15 protein-coding genes, 3 tRNA genes and 3 rRNA genes are annotated in these 20,377 nt (G+C 63.1%); 19 read left to right on the top strand and 2 right to left on the bottom strand.

What is annotated here, in order from left to right:
• Positions 1-148 precede the first annotated feature (148 nt).
• The 14 genes from sdhC (at position 149) to ACW179_RS04375 (ending at position 14,173) form a co-directional block, all read left to right on the top strand.
• Complete coding sequence (gene sdhC / locus ACW179_RS04440) at positions 149-559, top strand: succinate dehydrogenase, cytochrome b556 subunit (protein WP_492063094.1); 411 nt, start codon at positions 149-151, stop codon at positions 557-559.
• On the top strand, positions 559-963 hold the full coding sequence (gene sdhD / locus ACW179_RS04435) for a succinate dehydrogenase, hydrophobic membrane anchor protein (RefSeq protein ID WP_492063093.1): 405 nt from the start codon (positions 559-561) through the stop codon (positions 961-963). The genes sdhC and sdhD overlap by 1 nt, the downstream gene beginning before the upstream one ends.
• Positions 963-2,750 (top strand): succinate dehydrogenase flavoprotein subunit, encoded by a 1,788-nt coding sequence (gene sdhA, locus ACW179_RS04430; protein ID WP_492063092.1) that lies wholly within the window; start codon positions 963-965, stop codon positions 2,748-2,750. The genes sdhD and sdhA overlap by 1 nt, the downstream gene beginning before the upstream one ends.
• Positions 2,751-2,757: 7 nt before the next feature.
• Positions 2,758-3,540 (top strand): succinate dehydrogenase iron-sulfur subunit, encoded by a 783-nt coding sequence (locus ACW179_RS04425; RefSeq protein ID WP_492063091.1) that lies wholly within the window; start codon positions 2,758-2,760, stop codon positions 3,538-3,540.
• Between the two features lie 109 nt (positions 3,541-3,649).
• Entirely contained in the window at positions 3,650-4,870 is a 1,221-nt protein-coding gene (locus ACW179_RS04420) for an NAD(P)/FAD-dependent oxidoreductase (RefSeq protein WP_492064251.1), read from the top strand.
• Between the two features lie 43 nt (positions 4,871-4,913).
• The gene (locus ACW179_RS04415; protein ID WP_492063090.1) at positions 4,914-5,234 is read left to right on the top strand and encodes a 2Fe-2S iron-sulfur cluster-binding protein; all 321 of its coding nucleotides are present in this window, start codon (positions 4,914-4,916) and stop codon (positions 5,232-5,234) included.
• Positions 5,235-6,074: 840 nt separating this feature from the next.
• A 16S ribosomal RNA gene (locus ACW179_RS04410) occupies positions 6,075-7,560 on the top strand.
• A 180-nt stretch (positions 7,561-7,740) separates the two neighbouring features.
• Positions 7,741-7,817, top strand: a tRNA-Ile gene (locus ACW179_RS04405).
• Positions 7,818-7,884: 67 nt separating this feature from the next.
• Positions 7,885-7,960: transfer RNA gene (locus tag ACW179_RS04400), tRNA-Ala, on the top strand.
• Positions 7,961-8,209: 249 nt separating this feature from the next.
• A 23S ribosomal RNA gene (locus ACW179_RS04395) occupies positions 8,210-10,995 on the top strand.
• Between the two features lie 124 nt (positions 10,996-11,119).
• Positions 11,120-11,234 (top strand): 5S ribosomal RNA (gene rrf / locus ACW179_RS04390).
• Together the 16S, 23S and 5S rRNA genes with 3 tRNA genes alongside form the textbook arrangement of a ribosomal RNA operon.
• A 77-nt stretch (positions 11,235-11,311) precedes the next feature.
• Positions 11,312-11,388: transfer RNA gene (locus tag ACW179_RS04385), tRNA-Met, on the top strand.
• A gap of 166 nt (positions 11,389-11,554) precedes the next feature.
• The gene (gene ggt / locus ACW179_RS04380) at positions 11,555-13,237 is read left to right on the top strand and encodes a gamma-glutamyltransferase (RefSeq protein WP_492063089.1); all 1,683 of its coding nucleotides are present in this window, start codon (positions 11,555-11,557) and stop codon (positions 13,235-13,237) included.
• Positions 13,238-13,409: 172 nt separating this feature from the next.
• Positions 13,410-14,173 (top strand): IS5 family transposase gene (locus ACW179_RS04375; RefSeq protein WP_492059466.1). Its coding sequence is split into 2 segments (ribosomal slippage): positions 13,410-13,745 and positions 13,748-14,173, totalling 762 coding nucleotides; the frame shifts between segments, so codons are not numbered across the junction.
• 20 nt (positions 14,174-14,193) lie between these two features.
• Here ACW179_RS04375 and ACW179_RS04370 read toward each other — a convergent pair.
• Complete coding sequence (locus ACW179_RS04370) at positions 14,194-14,388, bottom strand: hypothetical protein (RefSeq protein WP_492063088.1); 195 nt, start codon at positions 14,386-14,388, stop codon at positions 14,194-14,196.
• Positions 14,389-14,398: 10 nt separating this feature from the next.
• The gene (divL, locus tag ACW179_RS04365) at positions 14,399-16,711 is read right to left on the bottom strand and encodes a cell cycle protein kinase DivL (RefSeq protein WP_492063087.1); all 2,313 of its coding nucleotides are present in this window, start codon (positions 16,709-16,711) and stop codon (positions 14,399-14,401) included.
• A 187-nt stretch (positions 16,712-16,898) separates the two neighbouring features.
• Here divL and ACW179_RS04360 point away from each other — a divergent pair, with 187 nt between their 5' ends.
• The 5 genes from ACW179_RS04360 (at position 16,899) to rsfS (ending at position 20,336) form a co-directional block, all read left to right on the top strand.
• Positions 16,899-17,297 carry a metallopeptidase family protein gene (locus ACW179_RS04360; protein WP_492063085.1) on the top strand — a complete coding sequence of 133 codons (399 nt, stop codon included), beginning with the start codon at positions 16,899-16,901 and terminating at the stop codon, positions 17,295-17,297.
• On the top strand, positions 17,297-17,737 hold the full coding sequence (locus ACW179_RS04355; RefSeq protein ID WP_492063084.1) for an SWIM zinc finger family protein: 441 nt from the start codon (positions 17,297-17,299) through the stop codon (positions 17,735-17,737). The genes ACW179_RS04360 and ACW179_RS04355 overlap by 1 nt, the downstream gene beginning before the upstream one ends.
• 172 nt (positions 17,738-17,909) lie before the next feature.
• Complete coding sequence (locus ACW179_RS04350) at positions 17,910-19,184, top strand: glutamate-5-semialdehyde dehydrogenase (RefSeq protein ID WP_492063083.1); 1,275 nt, start codon at positions 17,910-17,912, stop codon at positions 19,182-19,184.
• The gene (locus ACW179_RS04345) at positions 19,150-19,806 is read left to right on the top strand and encodes a nicotinate-nucleotide adenylyltransferase (RefSeq protein ID WP_492063082.1); all 657 of its coding nucleotides are present in this window, start codon (positions 19,150-19,152) and stop codon (positions 19,804-19,806) included. Before ACW179_RS04350 ends, ACW179_RS04345 begins: the two co-directional genes overlap by 35 nt.
• A gap of 95 nt (positions 19,807-19,901) precedes the next feature.
• Complete coding sequence (rsfS, locus tag ACW179_RS04340) at positions 19,902-20,336, top strand: ribosome silencing factor (protein ID WP_492064250.1); 435 nt, start codon at positions 19,902-19,904, stop codon at positions 20,334-20,336.
• Positions 20,337-20,377 lie beyond the last annotated feature (41 nt).

The raw sequence follows: 20,377 nt of genomic DNA, 5'->3' as shown, positions 1-20,377 counted from the left end.
CCTCGCGCGGTCCGGGTCCGTAGCTGGCCTTGAAGGACCCGCACCGGGTCTGAGAACGTTTCTCAACAAGGACCGCTTCGTTGACACCCCCGCGCCAAGGCTTAAATGCATCTCGCAACGCACAATGGCTACTGGGGTTGGACCAATCATGACCGACACGAGCCGGGGGCTGCCCGAGCGCCCGATGTCGCCGCACCTGCAGGTGTGGCGTTGGCACATCACCATGGCGTGCTCGATTATCCACCGTGGCTGCGTGATCGGCCTGTATGTCGGCGCGGTCCTGCTGGCCGGCTGGGCCCTGTCGCTGGCGCTCGGACCGGACGCCTATGCCGCCTATACCGGCCTGCTGGGGTCGCTGATCGGCAAGCTGGTGCTGCTGGGCCTGACCTTCGCCCTGTTTTTCAATATCGCCTATACGATCCGCCAGAGCTTCTGGGACGCGGGCGTCGGCTTTGCGCCGAAGACCGCTGACCTGACCGGCGCCGCCGCCATCGCCTTTGCGGTGGTCGCCACGGCGGTCACCTGGGTGATCGCCGCCGCCACGGGAGCGCTGTACTAATGGCCGAGACCCACTCCGAACGCTTCCGCACCCCGCTGTCGCGGGCGCGCGGCACCGGCGCATCGCGTCACGGCGTCAGCCACTTCATCACCGAGCGCGTCTCGGGCCTGGCCCTGGTGCCCCTGTCGCTCTGGGCCGTGTTCGCCGGCCTGAAGCTGGCCGCCGGCGATTTCGAAGGCGCGGCCGTGTGGCTGTCCAGCCCGATCAACGCCGTGCTGCTCAGCCTGCTGCTGGTCACGGCCCTGATCCATCTGCAGAGCGCCGTCCAGGTCGTGATCGAGGACTATATCCACAAGTTCACGACCAAGAGCGCCCTGGTCATTCTCAACGTTTTCGTCTGCGTGCTTAGCGGCGCCCTGGGGGTCTTCTCGATCCTCAAGGTCGCCCTCACCGGAGCCTATTGATGTCGGCCTACAAGTTCATCGATCACAAGTTCGACGTCGTCGTCGTCGGGGCCGGCGGCTCTGGCCTCCGCGCCGCGCTCGGCTGCGCCCAGGCCGGCCTGAAGACCGCCTGCGTCACCAAGGTGTTCCCGACCCGCAGCCACACCGTGGCGGCCCAGGGCGGCATCTCGGCCTCGCTGGGAAACATGGGTCAGGATGACTGGCGCTGGCACATGTACGACACCGTCAAGGGGTCGGACTGGCTGGGCGACCAGGACGCCATCGAGTACCTGACCCGCAACGCGCCGGCCGCCGTCTATGAGCTCGAGCACTGGGGCGTGCCCTTCTCGCGCACCGCTGACGGCAAGATCTATCAGCGCGCCTTCGGCGGCATGACCAAGAACTATGGCGAAGGCCCGATCCAGCGCACCTGCGCGGCGGCCGACCGCACCGGTCACGCCATGCTGCACACGATGTACGGCCAGTCCCTGGCTCACGACACCGAGTTCTTCATCGAGTATTTCGCCCTCGACCTGATCATGGAAGACGGCGTCTGCCGGGGCCTTACCGCCTGGAAGCTCGACGACGGCACCCTGCACCGCTTCCAGGCCCAGATGGTGATCCTGGCCACCGGCGGTTACGGTCGCGCTTATTTCTCGGCCACCTCGGCCCACACCTGCACCGGCGACGGCAACGCCATGGCCCTGCGCGCCGGCCTTCCGCTGCAGGACATGGAATTCGTGCAGTTCCACCCCACCGGCATCTACGGCGCCGGCTGCCTGATCACCGAAGGCGCCCGCGGCGAAGGCGGCTATCTGACCAACTCGGAAGGCGAGCGCTTCATGGAGCGCTATGCGCCGTCCGTGAAGGACCTGGCCCCGCGTGACATGGTCAGCCGGGCCATGACCATCGAGATTCGCGAAGGTCGCGGCGTGGGCCCCAACAAGGACCACATCTTCCTGCACCTGGATCACCTGGATCCCAAGATCCTGCACGAGCGCCTGCCCGGCATCTCCGAGACCGCCAAGGTCTTCGCCGGCGTCGACGTTACCAAGGCTCCGATCCCGGTTCTGCCGACCGTCCACTACAATATGGGCGGCATCCCGACGAACTATCACGGCGAAGTCGTCACCAAGTCGGGCGACAACCCCGACCAGGTGATCCCCGGCCTGATGGCCGTGGGCGAAGCGGCCTGCGTTTCGGTGCACGGCGCCAACCGCCTGGGCTCCAATAGCCTGATCGACCTGGTGGTGTTTGGCCGCGCGGCAGCCCTGCGCTGCGCCGAGATCCTCAAGGCCGGAGCCACCCAGCCGGAGCTGAAGAACGCCAATACCGACGCGCACCTGACGCGCTTCGACCGCTATCGCAACGCCAACGGCACCCAGGGCACCGCAGCCCTGCGTCTGGAAATGCAGAAGGCGATGCAGGAAGACGCCGCCGTGTTCCGCACGGGCGAAACCCTGGACGGCGGCGCCCAGCGCCTGGCAAACGTCTGGGAGAAGGCCAAGGACATCAAGGTCTCCGATCGCGGGCTGGTGTGGAACACCGACCTGATGGAGACGCTTGAGTTCGACAACCTGATCGGCCAGGCGGTCGTGACGGTGGCCGGCGCGGTCAACCGCACCGAAAGCCGCGGCGCCCACGCCCGGGAAGACTTCGGTGATCGCAACGACGGCGAGTGGATGAAGCACACCCTGGCCTGGCTCGACGTCGACACCGGCAAGGTGAAGATCGATTACCGCCCGGTGCACAGCTACACCATGTCTGACGACATCGCTTACATCCCGCCCAAAGCACGGGTTTATTGAGGGTCCTATGGTCGAGCTTACGCTTCCCAAGAACTCCCAGGTCAAGGCCGGCAAGCACTGGCCGGCGCCCGCCGGAGCCACGAAGGTCAAGACCTTCAAGATCTATCGCTACGACCCCGAGGCGGGCGGCAATCCGCGCTGGGATACGTACGACGTCGATATGGAAGCGGTCGGGCCGATGGTCCTGGACGCCCTGCTCTATATCAAGAACAGCATCGACCCGACGCTGGCCTTCCGCCGGTCGTGCCGGGAAGGGGTTTGCGGCTCCTGCTCGATGAACATCGGCGGTCGCAACACCCTGGCCTGCACCCACGGCTGGGCCGAAGTGCCCGGCAAGGCCGTGCAGATCGCCCCGCTGCCGCACGCGCCGGTGGTCAAGGACCTGATCCCGGACCTGACGCTGTTCTATGCGCAGTACGCCTCGGTCGAGCCCTGGCTGCACACCGATACGCCCGAGCCGCAGACCGAGTGGAAGCAAAGCCCGGAAGACCGTCTGAAGCTGGACGGCCTTTACGAGTGCATCCTGTGCGCCTGCTGCTCGACCTCGTGCCCCAGCTACTGGTGGAACGGTGACAAGTATCTGGGCCCCGCAGCGCTGCTGCACGCCTATCGCTGGCTGATCGACAGCCGCGATGAAGCCACGGGCGACCGCCTCGACCAGCTCGAGGATCCGTTCAAGCTCTATCGCTGCCACACGATCATGAACTGCGCCCAGGTTTGCCCCAAGGGTCTGAACCCGGCCAAGGCGATCGCCGAAATCAAGAAGATGATGGTCGAGCGCGTCGTCTGACGCGTTCGGCTTCGTCGCCTCCGCGCAAGGCGCTTGCCAAAAGGTGACGCTGCCGTCATTTTTGACGAAACGGGAGGGCGCGTCCTTGAGCGCAGACGAGTCGGGCGATTTGAACGCACGCGTGGTCATTGTCGGCGCCGGCCATGCCGGCGGCTCTGCGGCGGCGTTCCTGCGCCAGTATGGCCACACCGGTCCCATTGTGCTGATCGGTGATGAGCCGCTCTTGCCCTATCAGCGCCCGCCGCTGTCAAAGGCTTGGCTGAAGGGCGAGGCCGACGCCGAGTCGCTCGCCCTCAAGCCCGCCGATTGGTACGCCGAGGCGGGTGTGTCGCTCCGGCTGGGCGGCACCGTCGTCAAGATCGACCGCGAGGCCCGCCTCGTTCACCTGGCCTCCGGTGAAGCCGCCGCCTACGACGCGCTGGTCCTGGCGACCGGGGCCCGGGCCCGGACCCTGGATATCCCGGGCGCGGATCTCGACGGGGTCCTGGCCCTGCGCACGGCGGCTGATGCCGAATTGCTGAAAGCGGCCCTGGGCCCCGGCAAGCGTCTGGCCGTGGTCGGCGGCGGCTATGTCGGGCTTGAAGCGGCAGCCTCGGCCCGGGCGCTGGGCAGCCACGCCCTAATCATTGAGCGCGAAAGCCGCGTTCTGGCCCGGGTGGCCTGCGAGGTGCTGTCGACCTTCTTCCAGGACTATCACACCGCGCGCGGCGTGAATTTCGAGCTGAATGCCGGGGTCGAGGCCTTTGAGGGCGCGGACGGGCGCGTGACCGGGGTCCGTCTGGCGGATGGCCGCACTGTGGCCTGCGACGTTGCCCTGGTCGGGGTGGGCGCAATTCCCAATGACGACGTGGCCCGCGCGGCTGGCCTCGACTGCGCCAACGGCATTGTTGTCGATGCTCAGGCCCGCACCAGCGATGCGCGGATCTATGCGATCGGCGACGTCAGCAGCCGCCCCTTGCCGCTTTATGATCGTCAGGTCCGGCTGGAGAGTGTGCCCAATGCGCTGGAGCAGGCCAAACAGGCCGCCGCCGCCATTGTCGGTCGCGCTGGCCCGGTCCCGGAAGTGCCGTGGTTCTGGTCGGATCAGTATGATCTGAAGCTGCAGATCGCCGGGATGCCGTTCGACGCCGACCAGATCGTGGTGCGCGGCGACGTGAAGGCAGCGAAGTTTGCGGTGTTCCATCTCAAGGGCGATCTCGTCCAGGCGGTGGAGGCGGTCAATGCGCCGCCGGAATTCATGGCGGGCAAGCAGCTGATCGGCAGGCGTACGCCGGTGTCGGTCGCCAAGCTCGCCGACCTGACCATATCCATGAAGGACGTGGCGGCCTAAAGCCGTCCAAAGGGGAGCCCCTCAAGGGGAAGCAAGGAAGCCGATGGCCAAGATCACCTATATCCAGCACGACGGCACGGAACATGCCATCGAGGTCAAGCCGGGCCTTACGGTCATGGAGGGCGCGGTAAAGAACAACGTGCCCGGGATCGACGCCGATTGCGGCGGGGCCTGCGCCTGCGCGACCTGCCATGTCTATGTGGATGAGGCCTGGCTGGCCAGGACCGGCGAGAAGTCGGCCATGGAAGAGTCGATGCTCGATTTCGCCGAGAACGTCGAACCGGGCAGCCGTCTGTCCTGCCAGATCAAGGTGAGCGACGCCCTGGACGGCCTGATTGTCCGGCTTCCGGAAAGCCAGCATTAAGCACGCTGCCCAGAAAGCGTTGTTATATCGTCACGAAGGGCTTGCCATGAGCGGGGCGCGGGACTAAATCCGCCCCTCGCTCGGAACCGCATCGCGGCCGGACGGCGCGGGCCCCGAAAGGGCGCTTGCATCGCCCGGATCACTTCGTTAGTTTCCGCGCTCCAATCGACTCGGTGATGGAAAACACGAGGGAAGCCTAGGCGGCCCTGGTCCATCCTTTTGCGTTCTCAAGGTCCGGTTTTCCGGTTCTCGAAAAGGCCGAAAAGAGTTGGTTGACTTCGGAGTGTCGCCTCTTTAGAAGCGCCGCTCCGGACACTGCCACCAAGACTTCGCAAGAGTTCAGCGGTGCGGTGTTAAGTCTAGTCAGTGATTGTTCTGAAGTTTCTTCAAAATAATCAGTTGACTGGATTGGCCCTCTTCTCTAGAAGCTGGGCACTCTGGCGGTTCCGGGTTTTCCGGGTTCGCCGGTCCGGGTCAGAAAGTTTTGAAAAAAACGATTTGACATGGAATTCGAGGTTCGCTAGATAGCCGCCTCCGCCGACACCGGGCGCTAAACGGTGGTGCTGCTGAGAGGCGGTTCTGGGAGCTTCGGCTCTGGGTCTTTGACATTGTTGATTTGGAAAGAGAAACGCAGGCGGCGGCGCTCTGGCGATGGACTGAAAAGGTTCATCTCGAACGCTGACAAAATGCGGTCTCTTGAAGACACCATGAATATCATTGGACTGAAGGCTTCGGCTTTCAATTCATCGATGTGATTGGGAACTCGTCAAGATACTATGCAAACCAGAACCAATTCCTCGGTTTTCCCCTTGGAATTGAAGTCTGTGTTAGCGGTCAACTCAACCTGAGAGTTTGATCCTGGCTCAGAGCGAACGCTGGCGGCAGGCCTAACACATGCAAGTCGAACGGATCCTTCGGGATTAGTGGCGGACGGGTGAGTAACACGTGGGAACGTGCCTTTTGGTTCGGAACAACTCAGGGAAACTTGAGCTAATACCGGATAAGCCCTTCGGGGGAAAGATTTATCGCCATTAGAGCGGCCCGCGTAGGATTAGCTAGTTGGTGGGGTAAAGGCCCACCAAGGCTACGATCCTTAGCTGGTCTGAGAGGATGATCAGCCACATTGGGACTGAGACACGGCCCAAACTCCTACGGGAGGCAGCAGTGGGGAATCTTGCGCAATGGGCGAAAGCCTGACGCAGCCATGCCGCGTGAATGATGAAGGTCTTAGGATTGTAAAATTCTTTCACCGGGGACGATAATGACGGTACCCGGAGAAGAAGCCCCGGCTAACTTCGTGCCAGCAGCCGCGGTAATACGAAGGGGGCTAGCGTTGCTCGGAATTACTGGGCGTAAAGGGAGCGTAGGCGGATAGTTTAGTCAGAGGTGAAAGCCCAGGGCTCAACCTTGGAATTGCCTTTGATACTGGCTATCTTGAGTACGGAAGAGGTATGTGGAACTCCGAGTGTAGAGGTGAAATTCGTAGATATTCGGAAGAACACCAGTGGCGAAGGCGACATACTGGTCCGTTACTGACGCTGAGGCTCGAAAGCGTGGGGAGCAAACAGGATTAGATACCCTGGTAGTCCACGCTGTAAACGATGAGTGCTAGTTGTCGGCATGCATGCATGTCGGTGACGCAGCTAACGCATTAAGCACTCCGCCTGGGGAGTACGGTCGCAAGATTAAAACTCAAAGGAATTGACGGGGGCCCGCACAAGCGGTGGAGCATGTGGTTTAATTCGAAGCAACGCGCAGAACCTTACCACCTTTTGACATGCCCGGACCGCCACAGAGATGTGGTTTTCCCTTCGGGGACTGGGACACAGGTGCTGCATGGCTGTCGTCAGCTCGTGTCGTGAGATGTTGGGTTAAGTCCCGCAACGAGCGCAACCCTCGCTATTAGTTGCCATCAGGTTTGGCTGGGCACTCTAATAGGACCGCCGGTGGTAAGCCGGAGGAAGGTGGGGATGACGTCAAGTCCTCATGGCCCTTACAAGGTGGGCTACACACGTGCTACAATGGCGACTACAGAGGGCTGCAATCCCGCGAGGGGGAGCCAATCCCTAAAAGTCGTCTCAGTTCGGATTGCACTCTGCAACTCGAGTGCATGAAGTTGGAATCGCTAGTAATCGCGGATCAGCATGCCGCGGTGAATACGTTCCCGGGCCTTGTACACACCGCCCGTCACACCATGGGAGTTGGCTCTACCCGAAGGCGCTGCGCTAACCCGTAAGGGAGGTAGGCGACCACGGTAGGGTCAGCGACTGGGGTGAAGTCGTAACAAGGTAGCCGTAGGGGAACCTGCGGCTGGATCACCTCCTTTCTAAGGACTGTCTCTCCAAGGTTTCGGCCTTATTGAGACGTCTAAAATATACAGATGAGCGGATCGCCGCCGTCTTCGTTTCTCTTTCCACTCCTTGATAACCGATCAGGTTATTGAGGCGATCGCGAGCCCAGGAACGGGTTCCATCTTTACGGATGGAATTTGGTCTATGCGGCCTATGGGCCCGTAGCTCAGTTGGTTAGAGCGCACGCTTGATAAGCGTGAGGTCACAAGTTCAAATCTTGTCGGGCCTACCACTCTCCCCCTGAAGCGCGGACACGTACCGACCAGGCTCTCCTGGGCAAAGCAACTCACCGTTGGTGAGGGGCCATAGCTCAGTTGGTAGAGCGCCTGCTTTGCAAGCAGGATGTCGTCGGTTCGAATCCGTCTGGCTCCACCATCACTTCATCCGGAGGTGTTGGTAACGCGATCGAGGAATGATCAAGTTTGTAGCTTGCGCCCCGCCTTTTGGGCCGCGCGTGAGCTACGAAATGACATCGTGAAGGTAGGGTTCTCCCGCCGTCTGTATCTCCCCTTGGGGATGCAGCTGGTTTTAGGGCGGACTTTGAAGAAGACATCAAATGTCTGACAAATACAAAGCGCATGCGAGCCCTCCCTAGAGGGTAAGCGCATGGGTTTTGCTGAGAACGATCAAGCGCATAAGGGCTTCTGACGGATGCCTTGGCATTGAGAGGCGATGAAGGACGTGGCACGCTGCGATAAGAGCCGGGGAGGCGCGAGCACCCTTTGATCCGGCTATTTCCGAATGGGGAAACCCACCTTTATGGTCACCCAACTTAGCTTCGACTTCGGTCGGGGCCAGGATTGGATGGTCAGAAGAGGTATAATGGGCTGAATACATAGGCTCCATTAAGCAAACCCAGGGAACTGAAACATCTCAGTACCTGGAGGAAAGGACATCAACCGAGACTCCCGTAGTAGTGGCGAGCGAACCGGGACCAGGCCAGTGCTGTCGTGACATAAAGCTGAACGACTTGGAAAGGTCGGCCATAGTGGGTGATAGCCCCGTAAGCGTCAAATAGCGACAGACTCGAGTAGGGCGGGACACGTGAAATCCTGTCTGAACATGGGGGGACCACCCTCCAAGCCTAAGTACTCCTCAATGACCGATAGTGAACAAGTACCGTGAGGGAAAGGTGAAAAGCACCCCGACAAGGGGAGTGAAACAGATCCTGAAATCGGAAGCCTACAAGCAGTCGGAGCCACCGCGCGTGGTGACGGCGTACCTTTTGTATAATGGGTCAGCGACTTCATGTGCCGTGCAAGCTTAAGCCGTTAGGTGTAGGCGCAGCGAAAGCGAGTCTGAATAGGGCGAATAAGTACGTCGCATGACGACCCGAAACCAGGTGATCTATCCATGAGCAGGTTGAAGGTAAGGTAACACTTACTGGAGGACCGAACCGGTGAATGTTGAAAAATTCTCGGATGACTTGTGGATAGGGGTGAAAGGCCAATCAAACCTGGACATAGCTGGTTCTCCGCGAAAACTATTTAGGTAGTGCCTCAGACGGACTCCTTGGGGGGTAGAGCACTGAATGGATGCGGGGGGAGCGATCTCTACCAATTCTAATCAAACTCCGAATACCCAAGAGAGATATCTGGGAGACACACGGCGGGTGCTAACGTCCGTCGTGAAAAGGGAAACAACCCTAACCATCATCTAAGGCCCCCAAGTTCTGGCTAAGTGGGAAACGATGTGGGTTTGCTTTGACAACCAGGATGTTGGCTTAGAAGCAGCCATCATTTAAAGAAAGCGTAACAGCTCACTGGTCAAGCGAACCTGCGCGGAAAATGTAACGGGGCTCAAGCCAGACGCCGAAGGTATGGGTGTGCGTAAGCACGCGGTAGCGGAGCGTTCCGTAAGCCGTTGAAGGTGAGGCGTGAGCCTTGCTGGAGGTATCGGAAGTGAGAATGCTGACATGAGTAGCGATAAAGAGTGTGAGAGACACTCTCGCCGAAAGCCCAAGGGTTCCTGCGTAAAGCTAATCTGCGCAGGGTTAGTCGGCCCCTAAGGCGAGGCCGAAAGGCGTAGTCGATGGGAATCAGGTGAATATTCCTGAACCAGTTGGAAGTGACGGATCTGGTAAATTGTCTAGGCTTATTGGATTGCTCTGGGCAGTGAACAGGTCCCTGGAAATAACTCCAACGGAGACCGTACCCGAAACCGACACAGGTGGGCAGGTAGAGTATACCAAGGCGCTTGAGAGAACCATGCTGAAGGAACTCGGCAAATTGCACGCGTAACTTCGGGATAAGCGTGACTCTGCTTTGGGCAACCAGAGTAGAGTGGCACAGGCCAGGGGGTAGCGACTGTTTATCAAAAACACAGGGCTCTGCGAAGCCGTAAGGCGACGTATAGGGTCTGACGCCTGCCCGGTGCCTGAAGGTTAAAGGGAGTTGTGCAAGCAGCGAACTGAAGCCCAGGTAAACGGCGGCCGTAACTATAACGGTCCTAAGGTAGCGAAATTCCTTGTCGGGTAAGTTCCGACCTGCACGAATGGCGTAACGACTTCCCCACTGTCTCCAGCATGGGCTCAGCGAAATTGAATTCCCCGTGAAGATGCGGGGTTCCCGCGGTCAGACGGAAAGACCCTATGAACCTTTACTGCAGCTTCGCCTTGGCGTTAGCAACAACATGTGTAGGATAGGTGGGAGGCTATGAATCCGGGGCGCCAGTTCCGGGGGAGCCATCCTTGAAATACCACCCTTATTGTTGTTGACGTCTAACCGCGGCCCGTTATCCGGGTCCGGGACATGGCGTGGCGGGCAGTTTGACTGGGGCGGTCGCCTCCCAAAGTGTAACGGAGGCGCGCGATGGTGGGCTCAGACCGGTCGGAAATCGGTCGTCGAGTGCAATGGCATAAGCCCGCCTGACTGCGAGACTGACAAGTCGAGCAGAGACGAAAGTCGGCCATAGTGATCCGGTGGTCCTGCGTGGAAGGGCCATCGCTCAACGAATAAAAGGTACTCTAGGGATAACAGGCTGATTTTGCCCAAGAGTCCATATCGACGGCAAAGTTTGGCACCTCGATGTCGGCTCATCACATCCTGGGGCTGGAGCAGGTCCCAAGGGTTCGGCTGTTCGCCGATTAAAGTGGTACGTGAGCTGGGTTCAGAACGTCGTGAGACAGTTTGGTCCCTATCTGCCGTGGGTGTACGAGACTTGAGAGGATCTGTCCCTAGTACGAGAGGACCGGGATGGACACACCTCTGGTGGACCTGTCATGGCGCCAGCTGTGCAGCAGGGTAGCTAAGTGTGGACTAGATAACCGCTGAAAGCATCTAAGCGGGAAACTAACCTCAAAACAAGGTCTCGCTGAGAGCCGTGGAAGACCACCACGTTGATAGGCCAGGTGTGGAAGCGCTGTGAGGCGTGTAGCTTACTGGTACTAATAGCTCGATAGGCTTGATCGTTCTTCAGCCAAACCTATGCAAATGCTCTTTGTAGCATCAGACATACGATGTCTTCTTCGACTTGATATAACCGGTGCTTCTCACTCTCTTGAGTTTGGCGCACCGCACGCATCCTTTTTGCTGACCTGGTGGCTATGCCGGGGGTTCCCCACCCGATCCCATTCCGAACTCGGTCGTTAAGTCCCCCAGGGCCAATGGTACTTCGTCTCAAGGCGCGGGAGAGTAGGTCGCCGCCAGGTCCGCTAAAAGGATGTCGTTACAGCAAGTCGTACTTCAAAGTCCCCCTACCAACACGATCACAAACTACCCTCTTCGCCGCGGGGTGGAGCAGCCCGGTAGCTCGTCAGGCTCATAACCTGAAGGTCACAGGTTCAAATCCTGTCCCCGCACCCAAGACAGGCTTCGCTTCGGCGGAGTTTGAAAAAGCCCCTCCGTTCATTCGGGGGGGCTTTTTTCGTTTAAGCCCGGCGGCAGCAAAATCTGTGCAGCGCCTCATGCGGTGACAGACGGCGGCCGCCGCCCTACGGTTATGGTCTGATCTCTCGCGCGGAGCCTGACCTTGCAGTTTATCAAGTCCTTCGTCGCTGCGCTCATGGCGCTGTCGCTCTTCGCGCCGATGGCCCCGGCCCATGCCGCGCCAAAACCGCTGACAGCCGGAGCCGTGGCGTCGCCGGACCTCTATGGCGCGCTGGCGGCTGAAGAGATCCTCAAGGCGGGCGGCAATGCGGTGGACGCCGCCGTGGCTACGGCCTTCGCATTGGCGGTCACCTATCCCGAGGCGGGAAACCTGGGCGGCGGCGGTTTCATGACCCTGCTGGTCGACGGCAAGCCCTATTTTCTGGACTATCGCGAGACCGCGCCGGCGGCCGCCACGGCGACGATGTATCTGGATGCGGCCGGCGAACCAATCGCGCAACTCAGCCTGGTCGGCGAACTGGCCGCAGGCGTGCCCGGCACGGTGCGGGGCATGGCCCAGGCCCACGCCCGGTTTGGCAAGCTGTCCTGGGCGCGCACCCTGGAGCCGGCCATCCGCTATGCCCGTGACGGGTTCCTGGTCACGCCGCAGCTGATCGGCATCCGGGACGGCAGCCAGGCGCCGTTCGTCGGCGTCACCAATTTCCAGCGCTACTTCGGGGCCCTCAAGGCCGGAGAAACCTTTCGTCAGCCCGAGCTGGCCGAGACCCTGATCCGCATCGCGAAAGGCGGCGACAAGGCGTTTTACGAAGGCGAAACCGCCGACCTGCTGGTCGCCCAGATGGCCCGCGGCGCCAGGCCCGGCCTGATCACCAGGGCAGACCTGGCCGGCTACAGGGCTGTATGGCGCGAGCCGCTGCTGGGGCAATGGCGGGGCCACACCGTAATCACCGCCCCGCCGCCCAGTTCGGGTGGCGTCGCTCTGCTGCAGCTTCTGGGTCTCAAGTCGCGGGCGGCGCCGCTGTTCGAGGATGCGCCGCTCAACAGCCCGCAATATCTGCATCTGGTCTCGGAGATCGAGAAGCGGGTCTTCGCCGACCGGGCCGAATATATGGGCGATCCGGATGTGGTGAGCGTTCCGGTCAAGGCCCTGATCGACCCCGGCTATCTGGATCGGCGCGCCGCCGAGATCGACCCCCGGCAGCCTTCGGCGACGGCCAAGGTCAAGCCTGGGCTGGAAAAGCCGCAGACCACTCACTTCTCGATCGTCGACCGGTGGGGCAACGCCGTCTCCAACACCTACACGCTCAATGGCTGGTTCGGGGCCGGGGTGGTGGTCGAGGGCGCCGGCTTCCTGCTCAACGATGAAATGGACGACTTCTCGGTCAAGCCGGGCGCGCCCAACCAGTTCGGCGTGGTCGGCGGCGACGCCAACGCCATCGCGCCGGGCAAGCGCCCCCTGTCGTCCATGACGCCCACCATCCTGATGAAGGACGGACAGGTCGCCATGGTGCTGGGCACGCCCGGCGGATCGCGGATCTTCACGTCGGTGTTCCAGGTGCTGGCCAATGTCTATGACCACGGCCTGCCGCTGGACCAGGCCGTGGCGGCCCAGCGCTTCCATCATCAGCTTCTGCCGGAGAACACGATCTTCTTCGAGCCCTATGCGCCGCCGTCCGAGGGTTTGAGCCAGGCCATGACGGCGCGCGGCTACCGGCTGGAAACCCAGGACTTTAACGGTGACATCGAAGCCATCCAGATCAAGGACGGCGCGCCCATCGCCGTGGCCGATCCCCGGGCCCGCGGCGTGGCGCGGATCGTGCGCTAGAGCCGGTTGCGATCAGATGGAATCAGATCGCCCGCTCTAGTCTTTTGTTTTCACCCGCGTTTCATTCCGAAAACCGGTTCCCACTTTTCGGAACGCGCCCTAGGAGCTGTGGACTCTAGGGATTCCCGAAGGGTGCGAAGCGTGATTCAAGACTGTCTTTTGGGAGGCGGTCTTGGGTGTGATGGATCGTTTGGTGCTGAGTGACGCTGATTGGGACCGGATGTCTGGCCTGATCATCGGGCGTCCTGACCAGAAGGGCTCGACCGGCCGCGACAACCGGATGTTCGTCGAGGGCGTGTTGTGGATCGTGAGGACGGGCTCGCCCTGGCGCGATCTGCCCGAGGTGTTCGGCGATTGGAATAGCGCCTTCCGGCGGTTCAGTCGCTGGAGCCAGAAGGGCGTCTGGCGGCGGATCTTCGAGGCGATGTCGGGCGATCCAGACTTCGAATACCTGATCATAGACTCCACCATCGTCCGCGCCCACCAGCACGCTAGCGGGGCCAAAAAGGGGGGTCTGAAGATCAAGCCCTTGGACGCTCGCGCGGCGGACTGAGCACCAAGGTCCACATGGCCGTGCGAGGCCTGGGCCAACCAGTCCGGTTCATTCTCACGGCCGGGCAACGGGGAGACGCACCTCAAGCGGGTCCGTTGATCGAAGGCTTGCCGGCCAAGGTCGTCATGGCCGACACCGCCTACGATGCAGATCATCTGCGTCAGGCGATCACCGCCAAGGGCGCCGTCGCCGTCATCCCCAACAATCCTTCACGCGCTCAGAAATATACGCTCGACCCGCACCTCTACGCCCAGCGCCACCTCGTCGAGTGCTGCTTCAGTCGCCTCAAGCAGTTCCGCCGTGTCGCCACCCGCTTCGAGAAGACGGCGAGAAACTACCTCGCCGTCCTGCACCTCGCTGCCGCAATACTCTGGATGCGATAAGTGTCCACAGCTCCTAAGGCCTACTGCAAGCTTCGTGCGCCCGGCGCGCCGGCCTCGATGGCGACGATCCGGGCGATGATCGCGTCCCAATGGGCCAGGGCTTCGACATCCCCGGCGGCCGCATATTCGGCCGCGCGCAGAGTGGCGATCACCTCGGCGTCGTCGCCATACTGACCGATCAGGGCGAGGGCTGTCTGCTGCGCCGCGTCGGTCATGGTCGGCACCTTAGAACCGCAGCTCGGGCTGCATCGCCCCGGGCTGCTGGGTTTCGGGAAGGTGGCAGGTGAAGGTGGAGCCCGCGCCGGGCTCGCTTTCCAGCGCCACCCAGCCGCCGTGCAGTTCGACCAGCGCCTTGACCAAGGCCAGGCCCAGGCCGGGGCCGCCGCGATCGCGGCCGACGAAGCGGTCAAAGATGTGTGCCTGCACATGGAAGGGCACGCCGCGCCCGGTGTCCCGAACGTCCAGCCGGACCTCACCCAGGGCCCGGCGGGCCGAAAGGGTAACCGTGCCGTCGGGCGGGGTCTGGCGCAGGGCGTTCTCGACCAGATGATCGACCGTCTGGGACAGACGCTTCAGATCACCCCGGATCAGGCCCACATCCTCGTCACAGTCGATGACCAGATTGACCCCGCCCAGCTGGGCGTCCTTGGCCGCGCGGTCGCGGGCCTGTTCCAGTAGTTCGATGACCCGGATGTCCTGAATTTCGAGGGCCATTTCACCGGCGTCGATCTGGGCCATGTCCAGCACGTCGTCGATTGAGCGGGCCAGCTGGGTTGCGGCGGCGCGCACAGCGGCCACATGGTTGCGGCCTCGCTCGTGCAGGCCGTCGGCGCGCTCCAGCAGCTCCGAATAGCCGATGATCGTGGTCAGGGGCGTGCGCAGTTCGTAGGAGACATTGCCCACGAAGTCGCGCTTGAGGCGTTCGGCCTCGGCCAGGGCGGCCGAGCGGTCGGCCAGGGCGCTTTGCAGCTCGCGGGTGTCGGTGACGTCGGCAAAGGCGATCAGGGTCGCGCCGTCGGGCAGGGGGCGTGACTGATAGAGCACGATGCGGTCATCGGAGGTGCGAACCTCGCCCGAGGTCGGGGCACGCATCTGCGGATCGGGATCGGCGACCCGGCCCTTGAGTTCCCGCCAGAAGGCCAGGTCGTGCAGGCGCGGCACGCACAGATCGACCACACCCTCGAAATCGACAGCGGCCTCCAGGGCCTGGGCCGTGATGTTCCAGAAGTTTTCGAAGGCTTCATTGTGCAGACGCAGCCGCCCGTCCGAGCCGAACACGGCCACGGCGTCGTTCAGCTTGTCCAGCGTGGCCTGCTGCACCTGGATCAGGGCGTTGTACTGGGCCTTGAGGCGAAGCTCGCCGGTGATGTCGGAATAGAGCAGCAGCATGCCGCCCAGCGGGTGGGGCTGGCGCACCACCTTCAGCGTACGGCGGTCGGGCAGGTCCCACAGCTCGTCGGCCTGGGGACCCAGGTCCTCGTAGCGGGCCAGTTCCTCGGCCTTCCACCTGGCGTAGTCCATGGTCTCTGGCAGACGGCGACGCTGGCGCAGACGGTCCAGCACCTCGCCATGGGTCGGGCGCTCGGCGAGCCAGGCGGGCTCAAGGCCCCACAGCTCGGCGAAGGCGGTGTTGTGGAACGCCAGGCGACGCGACTGGCTGAAGATCGCCACGGCGTCGGCGATGTGGTTGAGCGTCTCGTCGTGGGCCTCGACATGCTTCTTGAGCGCGTCGCGAACATCCTCGATCTCGGTGACGTCGGTGCAGAACACGCCAACGCCACCCCCGTCCAGCGCGCGGGCGGCGACGCGGAACGCCCGGCGGCGCCCATCGACATTCACCCAGCGCAGGCTTTCGCGCGGCTCGCCGCTGTTGGCGGCTTCGACCGCCAGGGCGTCGGCGGCACGGTCAAAGGTCTTTCCGAGCTTGGCCGCAGCCCCGGCCGAGGCCGTATCGACGGCGCGCAGATAGGCGGCGTTGCCCCAGACGGGCGCGCCGTCCGCGCCGGAGATCCAGGCGGGTTCGACCAGGCCATCCACAAAGGCGGCGAATCGGGCGGACGAGGGCAGGCCCTCTTCTTCAGCCGCAGCGGCGGTCAGGCGCAGCCAGCCGACCGCGCCCGTGGCGCGCCCCTCGACCTTGACCGCCCCCTCGGTGCCGCGCACTTCGAACTGGCAAGGCTCGCCGCGCTCGAACAGGCCGCGCAGCCGCAGGGCATGGTCGGGATCGGCACGCATCAGGGCGGTGACCACATCCTGGGCCTGGGCGACCACGCCCAGGATGCCGGCGCAGGCGACCAGGCTGTCGCCGCCGGACACCAGGTTCGCCTGGCTGTTTTCCATGGAGATCAGCGCGCTGTCGAAGGCCTCGAGCGAGGCGTGGCCCGTCGTCGCGCCGCCCTCCAGGCCCTCAAGCCGACGCGAAAGCACGGCCAGCCGCGCCTCGAACCGGCGCCTCTGGGCCAGGGCCCACAGGGTCGTGGAAAGGGCGAGGCTAACCGCGCCGGCCGTCGCCGCGAGGATCAGTTCATGCGCAGTCATCAAGCCCGTCGCTTAGCCCCCGGAGCGCATCCGGCAAAGTGGATCCGTTGGATGGATCTCCGGCGCTCCAAAACTCTCGGTATTGCCGAATCAGAATCACAGATTAGTCCGGCTGTGACCAGAGCGCGATCCGCCGCGCAGTCTGCAGACGGGTGGCGAAACGTCCCAATCGGTCTATCTGAAGGTGATGGACCCCACCTCACGCCTCGCCCCTTCGCTCGATGACTTCGCCGCCCTGGCGCAGGCGGCGTTCAAGGCCCTGTCCGACCCGTTCCGCAAACTGGCCGGCGACGTGGTGATCCGCGTCGACGACTTCGCCACCGACGAGGTGCTGGACGAGCTGGGCATAGAGGATCCGTTCGAGCTGACGGGCCTCTATCAGGGCGTCGATCTGGGGCACCGCTCGGTGCTGGACGCCCAGGCCATGCCCTCGATGGTCTTCCTGTATCGCCGTCCGATCCTGGATGAATGGTGCGAGCGCGGCGATGTTTCGCTGGGCGATCTGGTCAGCCATGTGCTGGTCCACGAGATCGGCCACCATTTTGGACTGTCGGACGACGACATCGACCGTATCGAGGGCGAGTAATGGGCCATACCCCTTTTGACCTGAAGGTCCTGCGAGATGAGACCGACCCCAAGGTGTTCGCCCGGGGCGAAGCCTATGCCGAAGGCGGCTATGTGGAGCTGATCGACATCGACGACGACGCGGTGCTGGCCCATGTCGAGGGCACGGAACTCTATGTCGTCCAGCTGACGCCGTCGGCCGGGCTGGGACTCTGCACCTGTCCGGCGTTCAACAACTTCGGCGTCTGCAAGCACGTCGTGGCGACGGCCCTGGTCTATAACAGCCTCAGCGAGGGCGAGGTGCGCACTGCAAAAGGGCGGTTCGCCCGGCTGCGCGAAGGGCTTGAGCTGGAAACCCGCGAGGATCTCGTTCAACGGCTGATCGGCCTGGCCCGGCGCTATCCCGGTGTTCTGGCCGATCTGGAAGGTTTGGAAGAGGCCGATCCGGACGAAGAGGCTTGAGCCTTTCGCGCCAGTATCAGCCAACCTCCATCCGCCTTCAGACAAAGCCTGTTTCACCTTGCAAGGTGAGGTTCTATGGCTGGCCCCCGGGGGACGCGCCGAAAAGACTTACAGTTTCGAGGCTCACCCTTTAGTAAGGCTCAACCTGAGCATAAGCTGGGACGGCGATATCATGGACGACGCGGGCGTTAGCTTGCAGGCGATGATGGCAGCGATGGGCGAGGCGGCCCGTGACGGCGCGCGCGCCCTGCGCCTCGCCTCGGCCCAGCAGCGCACCGCAGCCCTGTCCGCCATGGCCGTCGCGATCCGCGAAGATGCCGGCAAAATCCTGGCCGCCAACCTGAAGGATCTCGACCAGGCGCGCGCCAACGGCCTGTCAGGCCCGATGCTGGACCGGCTGATGCTGGACGCCGCCCGCCTGGAAGGCGTGGCTGTTGGCGTCGAGACCGTGGCGGCGATCCCCGACCCACTGGGCGTGGCGACCTCGCGATGGACCCGGCCCAACGGGCTGGACATTTCTCGCGTCCGCACCCCCATCGGCGTGATCGCCATGATCTATGAGAGCCGCCCCAACGTCACCGCCGACGCGGCGGCGCTGTGCGTGCGCTCGGGCAATGCGGTGATCCTGCGCGGCGGCTCGGAATGCCTGGCCTCCAGCCTGGCCATCCATGCGGCTATCGTCCGGGGCCTGCTGGCCGCCGGCCTGCCCGCCAGCGCCGTTCAGGCTGTGGCCACCGCCGACCGCGCCGCCGTCGGTGCCATCCTGTCGGGCCTGAACAAGACCGTCGACCTGATCATTCCGCGTGGCGGCAAGAGCCTGGTGGCCCGCGTCCAGGCCGAGGCCCGCGCCCCGGTGCTGGGCCATCTGGAAGGCCTCAACCACGTCTTCATCCATGCCGCTGCCGAGCCGAAGAAGGCCGCCGCCATCGCCCTGAACGCCAAGATGCGCCGGGTGTCAGTCTGTGGTTCGGCCGAGACCCTGCTGATCGACCGGGCCGGCGCAGCCGCTCTGCTGCCGCCCATCGCCGACCTGCTGATCAAGGCCGGGTGCGAACTGCGCGGCGACGCCGCCGCCCGCGCCATCGAGCCCGACATGAAGGCGGCGGTCGAGGCCGACTGGACGACGGAGTATCTGGCCCCGATCCTGTCGGTGGCTGTGGTGGATGGCGTTGACGGCGCCGCCGCCCACATCGCTCGCTATGGCTCTGGCCATACCGACGCCATCGTCACCGAAGACGAAGCCGCCGCCGAAGCCTTCACGGCCCAGGTCGACAGCGCCATCGTGCTGGTCAATGCCTCGACGCAGTTCGCCGATGGCGGCGAGTTTGGATTTGGCGCGGAGATCGGCATCGCCACCGACAAGCTACACGCCCGCGGTCCGGTTGGGGCCGAGCAATTGACGACATTCAAATATGTGGTTCGCGGGACCGGCCAGACTCGTCCCTGAGGCCGGGCGGCCAAACGCGCAGCGTCTGGGATTCCATCTGGAACCGGGCATGCGCGTCGGGCTGTTCGGGGGCTCGTTCAATCCCGCGCACGAGGGCCATGCCCACGTGGCCGAGACCGCCCTGCGCCGCCTGAACCTCGACCGCGTGATCTGGCTGGTCTCGCCGCAAAATCCTCTGAAGTCTTCGGCGCAGACCCGACCCCTGGCCGAGCGTCTGGCGGGGGCGCGAAAGCATGCCCGCAGCAGCGGCATGATCGTCTCTGACGCTGAAACACGCCTGGGCTCGCAATACACCATCGACACCCTGCGGGTGCTGCGGGCGCGGTTTCCGGGCGTGAAGTTCGTCTGGGTGATGGGGGCCGACAGCCTGGCCACCTTCCACCGCTGGCGAGGCTGGACCCAGATCATGCGCGAAGTGCCGGTGGCGGTAATTTCGCGCCCGTGGGCGGCCCTGAAATCGCGAACTTCCCCGGCCGCGCGGCGCTTTGCCCATGCCCGCAAACCGGCCAGCGCCGCCGCCACCCTGCCCGACGCCACGGCCCCGGCCTGGATCTATCTGACCGGACCTTTGAACTTCGCCTCGTCAACGGCGATGCGCGAACGGCTCAACAAGGCGCCCTGAAGGCGGCCGATTTAGCCTCTTTCACGCAACCCCTCACGTTTCCGACTCATCCGTGCTATGAGAGGGACCCGCGCGACCCCATAAGGAGCATTCCGCTGCGTAGCGACCCCGCGCAAATTGCGCAGGAAGATACGGTTTCCACCGAATCTTCCCTCAAACACCCCGGCCTCACGCCGGACCTGAACATCAAGGCTCTCGAGACCCTGATCCTGTCCCGCCTGGACGACGACAAGGCGCAGGACATTGTCCACATCGACCTGACGGACAAGAGCTCCGTGGCCGACAGCCTGATCGTGGCGTCCGGCCGCTCGCACCGTCACGTCGGCGCCCTGGCCGATCACGTCCTCCGCGCCCTGAAGGAAAACGGGTTCGGCAAGGCGCGGGTCGAGGGCCTGCCGCACTGCGACTGGGTGCTGATCGACGCCGGCGACGTGGTGGTTCACCTGTTCCGTCCCGAAGTGCGTAGCTTCTACAACATCGAGAAGATCTGGGCGGTCGACGCCCCGCACCGCATTCCTGCGGCCAACTGATCGTTCGAGACCGGCCCTGCCAGCTTGCCAGACGGTGAGCG

This window comes from Caulobacter sp. AVps18 (assembly GCF_058681425.1).
Note: the sequence above shows the minus strand (reverse complement) of the source record. Positions and strands in the feature narration are given on the sequence as shown.

Bases quoted from the DNA above. Each gene is read 5' to 3' on its own strand.
- sdhC (WP_492063094.1), top strand. From the start codon at position 149: ATGACCGACACGAGCCGGGGGCTGCCCGAGCGCCCGATGTCGCCGCAC.
- sdhD (WP_492063093.1), top strand. From the start codon at position 559: ATGGCCGAGACCCACTCCGAACGCTTCCGCACCCCGCTGTCGCGGGCG.
- sdhA (WP_492063092.1), top strand. From the start codon at position 963: ATGTCGGCCTACAAGTTCATCGATCACAAGTTCGACGTCGTCGTCGTC.
- ACW179_RS04425 (WP_492063091.1), top strand. From the start codon at position 2,758: ATGGTCGAGCTTACGCTTCCCAAGAACTCCCAGGTCAAGGCCGGCAAG.
- ACW179_RS04415 (WP_492063090.1), top strand. From the start codon at position 4,914: ATGGCCAAGATCACCTATATCCAGCACGACGGCACGGAACATGCCATC.
- ACW179_RS04370 (WP_492063088.1), bottom strand. From the start codon at position 14,388: ATGACCGACGCGGCGCAGCAGACAGCCCTCGCCCTGATCGGTCAGTAT.
- divL (WP_492063087.1), bottom strand. From the start codon at position 16,711: ATGACTGCGCATGAACTGATCCTCGCGGCGACGGCCGGCGCGGTTAGC.
- ACW179_RS04360 (WP_492063085.1), top strand. From the start codon at position 16,899: ATGGACCCCACCTCACGCCTCGCCCCTTCGCTCGATGACTTCGCCGCC.
- ACW179_RS04355 (WP_492063084.1), top strand. From the start codon at position 17,297: ATGGGCCATACCCCTTTTGACCTGAAGGTCCTGCGAGATGAGACCGAC.
- ACW179_RS04350 (WP_492063083.1), top strand. From the start codon at position 17,910: ATGGACGACGCGGGCGTTAGCTTGCAGGCGATGATGGCAGCGATGGGC.
- ACW179_RS04345 (WP_492063082.1), top strand. From the start codon at position 19,150: ATGTGGTTCGCGGGACCGGCCAGACTCGTCCCTGAGGCCGGGCGGCCA.